Raw genomic sequence first — 4708 nt, 5'->3', positions numbered from 1 at the left:
AAGTAAATTCACAAAAGAGGTAATCCCTGAGATTAGGCAAATTATAAAAACCCAAGAGGATGACGCCGTAAGGGCTAAATTTAGCCCTGAGGAATTAAAAAAGGCGCTGATAGATCCAAATTTAACCACGCAAGAAAAGGTAAATCTAGTCGAAATGGCTAAAAAGCAGATCAAAGAGGAGCTAGACAAAAAGGCGGGCAAAGTAGCCAAGGGTGAGCCTATCAAGCAGGGCGAGGGCCTTACGACGAGAGGAGGCGCTGCGGCAAAAAGCGATTATAATGTCAAATTTGAACTATCCCCGAATGTAAGAGATTTAGCGAAGCTACAAACCGATGAAATTTCGGCGGATTTAGAATATTTGGCAAATAAACACCCCGAGATGTTTAGTGGCAGACCTGCCAACGTGTTTAAGCTGATCCGAGAAATAAAAGAAAACCCGACGCATTTTTACGCCAATAATAGGCTAGATTATGGGTTGATAGTCAAACGATTAGATGGCAATAAAATAGGTAAGCTTGCGGTAGAAAAGCAAACGGGTGATGTTAAACACGCAACCAAAGTAAATGATAAAGACCTAAAGAGGCTTGAGAAAATAAGCAAGGAAAAATCAGGAGATGCTGGTATTATCCAAACTTTCACCCAGCCAGGTAGCAAGCTTGAAAATCAAGGTTTGGGCTACCAAACTGCTAGTATTATACCCCAATCCTCTCAAAAAGTAAAGGAACTTCCGCCCGCCGATCTTAGAAAGGCGATAATAAACGCTAAAGACGGCAAAGAGCGCCTAGCCATAATAGAAAATCAAAAAGCAGGGATTGGAAGAAACATCGATACGAAAGCGATCATCGACGCTAACCCTCAAAGCGGCAGAGATATGGCGCTTATCGGTAGGGAAAATTTAAACAGCGATATAGTTAAATATATTTTGGAGAGCAAAAAGACAATCGCCGTTGATAAATTAGATATTCAAAGAGCGCGGGAGCTAAAATTTAAATATCCGCAAGACGTAAGACGAACTATTGGATCGGATGCGATAGTCCACGTTATGAATAGGCACGCGCGAATAGCATTTTAGTAAAAAAGAGCGGACAAAGAGCGGTAGGCCTTGACGATATAGCTAAATGGCAAGAATACGCGGATAATGCAGACCTAAGAGCGATTTCAAAAGATAATTCCGGGCGAGAAGTCGTCGTAAACGGCAAACAGATAAATGGATATTATGTAGTTGTAGAGGAGATCAAGAAAAAGAAAAACGAGCTCGCTTTTAAAACAATGTATTTTGAAAAAGGGAGATTAAAAAATAATGAATTTTTTAAAAACCTTGCGCTAGGGACGGATAATAAATTCGCTCTTACCCACTCGGGTTACGAGCCCGAAGTAAAATTAGACCCTATTAACGCAAGGTTTCATAATGATATTATACCACAAAATCTCAAAAATGCATCAATGGCTCAGTGGCAAAGCGAAATTTCTGAAGTTAAAGACGATTGGAACGGGCTAAAACGGCTAATGGATCAGATCAAGCAAAACGAAAGAGCCAAGCTATACGTAGATATAAGCGATAGAATGAAAGAACTAAGGCGAGCGGGGGAATAGCCCCGCTTTCTAGCCGCACGAAATCCTCAAAACCTATTAAAATCCTTCAAATTTAACCCAAAAATACCAAAGAGTGCGTTTTATGGGTAGATTACGCACCCGCACTTGCGCGAAAATTGCCTTAACTTTCAAAAGGAGAACGTTATGGCAATCACATCTACGGGCTTTCAAGCCCCAGCAACAAAAAGAGATAAGTTTAAATTTTACGCCAGTATCATCATTAGATATATGGCTAATCTTATTTTGCATCTGATTTTAATCCTACTAAAGGACTATTTATTGAAAATTTATCAATAAACTTTGCTTGAGAGCCAGTGGTATCATGTCCATGTCGATTATCGTAAGCTATTTACAAAATTTTATGGTTTATCGGAATGCAGTTATTGAAGATAGCAGTAGTATATTTCACAAAATAGCGTCTGTAGTGCATTGTGATAAAATTTTAGGTAGGTTTTTTAGTATCAAGAAGCGTTACGCTCAGCTTATAAATTGGCATTGCCTAATAGGTTTTGCCGATTCGTAGCGCTTAATATCTATTCTATAGCTTTCGTTAATACCTCACTTATAAAATACCCGACTGCGTTGGACTAGAGGTGGCTACCAAATTATAACGTAGCACAAGAACACAGCGTTATTAAATTTAAAATGGAATTCCATGGGGGTTGGAATTATTGTGCCTAAGCTTAAGCTGCGAGAATTTTGAATTGTATGGCTGGCGAGCTAGGACTTCGCGCATTAGGCGCAACAGCGGACGCACTAGGCTTTGATAATGCAGGCAAGAGCTTAAAAGATACCGCAGACGAGCTAGGGAAAACCTTTTCTCAAAGCGCGGAAGCAGTAGGACAAACGGGAGGTGCAGGCACTACCCGCATAATAGGGCGAGGATTAAAAAACTTTGTAACGGGTCAAGCTGCAGCCAATCAAAAGCTAGCTAGAGGCATTAACAACGTTTTAGCAGATACCGCAGATTTTTACGGAGCGGACAGAGCTAGGGATTTCTTTCGCGAGAACTCAAATTTAGCAAGCTCGGCGATAATGATATGAAAGGTTGGCAAGCAGCAGGCGAGATAGCAGATGCTACTGCACTAGCTCCTGCGATGCTAGGGCATAGCGCAAAGGCCGCCCGCTTAGCAAAAGCATTAGGCGCTAGCGAAAAGGTAGCTACTCGCATCGGCAATGCCGCAGGATCTGCGGCAAACGGCGCGATAATGGGAGGATTTACCGGAGGGGCTAGAGCTTACGGACAGGAAAAGCCCGATCTAAAGCAAGCGGGGCTTTAAAGCACTATCTGGGGTGGGGCGAATGCTATTTTAGGCGGGCTTAGCCGTGCTCCGATTTTGGCTAAAGGGGTGCTAGGCAAAGCAAGCGAACAAACGCAAAAAGCAGCGCAAGGCTTGGACTACCAAAATCTAAGAGAGGGCGTCCCGACGCCCGCTGGGACGACCGCTCCGCAAACGCGGGCGGATGGCGAATTATTAAGCCCTCCATTAAGCAGCGACCAATCGGCGCGCCTCAACCGATACTCCGATACTTCTCGGACAATGGCTACCGCAGATAATGCGGGGTCGGTCACTGATAAAACTATTATACCACAAAATTTTGAAGCGGCGGCGGCTGAGGCGTCCAACTCTCAACATAAGCAACAAGTGCTCGGGGCGCAAATGAATACCGGCAAGGAGCATTTTTCGCCGACCGATAACACTATTATACCACAAAGCTCTGTCGCAGAGGGAATTTTAAATAATCCTAATCTTTTCGGACTTGACGAAAACGTGATAAAGGCCATTCGCTCAGAGCTTAAGGAAGCAGCCGGGATTGCTCCAAAAAAGATGAGCGAAGCAGCAAAAGGAGCAGATAAGGCAGAGACCGCAGCAGCACAAGCACCTAATCTGTTTTTAGATGAGATTTTAAGAGCTACAAACCCTGCTAATAATAACGCGTATTTGGATCAGATCTTAGCAATTACCAATCCTAAAGCCATACAAAAAGAGAAGCGCGGCATTTACAACGTCGCGTATAACGGCAAAAACTCAACTTCGGTTTATCCGGATATAGACTTTGTAGAAAATGCAGTAAAGCTAGAACAAGGTAGCAAAAAGCGCGGAGGCATAGCTCATATTCAAAAGCATTTTGAAAAAGACGCAAAAGGCTACGTAACACCTGCGGAGATGACACAGATCGGCGATCGTATGCGTGAATATACGGCTAAATTTAAAAAGCCTCATATCGACGCGGACGGCGGCAGACTTTACGAATGGCAAGATAAAGATGGGGTAAAATTTAGAGTAGTAGTTTATGACGGAGAGGTGGTCCACAACCCACATTACTACAACCCCCGCCAATGATGAAATTATATCTCTTTCCTCTGATAAAAACCTTAATGCCCCCGCGGAGTTTAAGAATTCCGCAGGAGGAGGCATAGACCCCGCCGCGGTAGTCCGCAATATAGCGGAGCGCGGAGATTTAGCGCTAAGACTAGAGCCTAAAGCCGATGTGCTTTCGCTCGTCCGCGACTTTCAGGCTCCTATTAAAACTCCGATATTTGAGGCCAAAATTTCGATTGATAAGATGTTGAATCATTTGGCGGATAAAGCAGGCAGCGAGCGTAGTCTCGAATATGTAAATTTAATCAAACCTACGTTAGAAAATACATTATTCGTCGCAAAAGATGGCGAACGTAAAACCTTTATCGACGATCGCGATAAAACTTTAAAATTCTTAAGCGTGATAGAAAACGACAGAGGAGAATTTTTAGGCGTAACCGCGACGCCGCTAAAAAACACCGATTTAAAAAATCTAATAAGAAAAGGCAATATAGTTTGGGGTGGAGACACACTCTCTAGCCTAAGCACCGCGATGAGAAATCAAGGGCTAGACACCGATATTATACCACAAAACAGCGAGAATATGATTAAAGGTTTTAGCTCTAGCACAATCCCTGCTAATATCGCAAGCGCTGGAGCCGGAGCAGCCACAGGTGCAGCGCTAGATGATAAAAATAGAGCAAGAGGCGCTTTTATAGGAGCGTTGGGCGGGGCTTGGGCTAGTAAATGCACCCTCTTTGGTTTCAAAGCTAAAAGGAGGCGCTAAGGTAGGCGAGATAGCGCAGGATATA

Annotated in this window: 6 protein-coding genes and 2 pseudogenes; all 8 read left to right on the top strand. The window is 43.5% G+C overall.

Annotated elements, in window-relative coordinates; genetic code table 11:
• Positions 1-1072: pseudogene (locus tag Q0340_RS08380) on the top strand (hypothetical protein); the annotation flags it as partial.
• Positions 1066-1290: pseudogene (locus tag Q0340_RS12365) on the top strand (hypothetical protein); the annotation flags it as partial. The pseudogenes Q0340_RS08380 and Q0340_RS12365, both read left to right, overlap by 7 nt.
• A 153-nt stretch (positions 1291-1443) precedes the next feature.
• A complete protein-coding gene (locus Q0340_RS08375; RefSeq protein WP_298082936.1) occupies positions 1444-1593 on the top strand; it encodes a hypothetical protein in 150 nt (49 codons plus the stop codon).
• Between the two features lie 144 nt (positions 1594-1737).
• Complete coding sequence (locus tag Q0340_RS08370) at positions 1738-1890, top strand: hypothetical protein (protein WP_298082935.1); 153 nt, start codon at positions 1738-1740, stop codon at positions 1888-1890.
• 402 nt (positions 1891-2292) lie between these two features.
• Positions 2293-2637, top strand: a complete 345-nt coding sequence (locus Q0340_RS08365) for a hypothetical protein (RefSeq protein ID WP_298082934.1) — start codon at positions 2293-2295, stop codon at positions 2635-2637.
• Positions 2634-2873, top strand: coding sequence for a hypothetical protein (locus tag Q0340_RS08360; RefSeq protein WP_298082933.1), 240 nt, complete (start codon positions 2634-2636; stop codon positions 2871-2873). Before Q0340_RS08365 ends, Q0340_RS08360 begins: the two co-directional genes overlap by 4 nt.
• A gap of 381 nt (positions 2874-3254) precedes the next feature.
• Complete coding sequence (locus tag Q0340_RS08355; RefSeq protein WP_298082932.1) at positions 3255-3938, top strand: hypothetical protein; 684 nt, start codon at positions 3255-3257, stop codon at positions 3936-3938.
• Positions 3889-4683, top strand: a complete 795-nt coding sequence (locus tag Q0340_RS08350; RefSeq protein WP_298082931.1) for a PBECR2 nuclease fold domain-containing protein — start codon at positions 3889-3891, stop codon at positions 4681-4683. The genes Q0340_RS08355 and Q0340_RS08350 overlap by 50 nt, the downstream gene beginning before the upstream one ends.
• Positions 4684-4708: the final 25 nt, after the last annotated feature.

Origin of the sequence: uncultured Campylobacter sp. (assembly GCF_938045595.1) — a bacterium.
In the GTDB taxonomy this organism is placed as follows: domain Bacteria; phylum Campylobacterota; class Campylobacteria; order Campylobacterales; family Campylobacteraceae; genus Campylobacter_B.
The sequence above is the reverse complement of the archived record's forward strand: the minus strand, read 5'-3'. Positions and strand labels throughout refer to the sequence as shown.

Bases quoted from the DNA above. Each gene is read 5' to 3' on its own strand.
- Q0340_RS08360 (WP_298082933.1), top strand. From the start codon at position 2,634: ATGAAAGGTTGGCAAGCAGCAGGCGAGATAGCAGATGCTACTGCACTA.
- Q0340_RS08375 (WP_298082936.1), top strand. From the start codon at position 1,444: ATGGCTCAGTGGCAAAGCGAAATTTCTGAAGTTAAAGACGATTGGAAC.
- Q0340_RS08355 (WP_298082932.1), top strand. From the start codon at position 3,255: ATGAATACCGGCAAGGAGCATTTTTCGCCGACCGATAACACTATTATA.
- Q0340_RS08370 (WP_298082935.1), top strand. From the start codon at position 1,738: ATGGCAATCACATCTACGGGCTTTCAAGCCCCAGCAACAAAAAGAGAT.
- Q0340_RS08350 (WP_298082931.1), top strand. From the start codon at position 3,889: ATGACGGAGAGGTGGTCCACAACCCACATTACTACAACCCCCGCCAAT.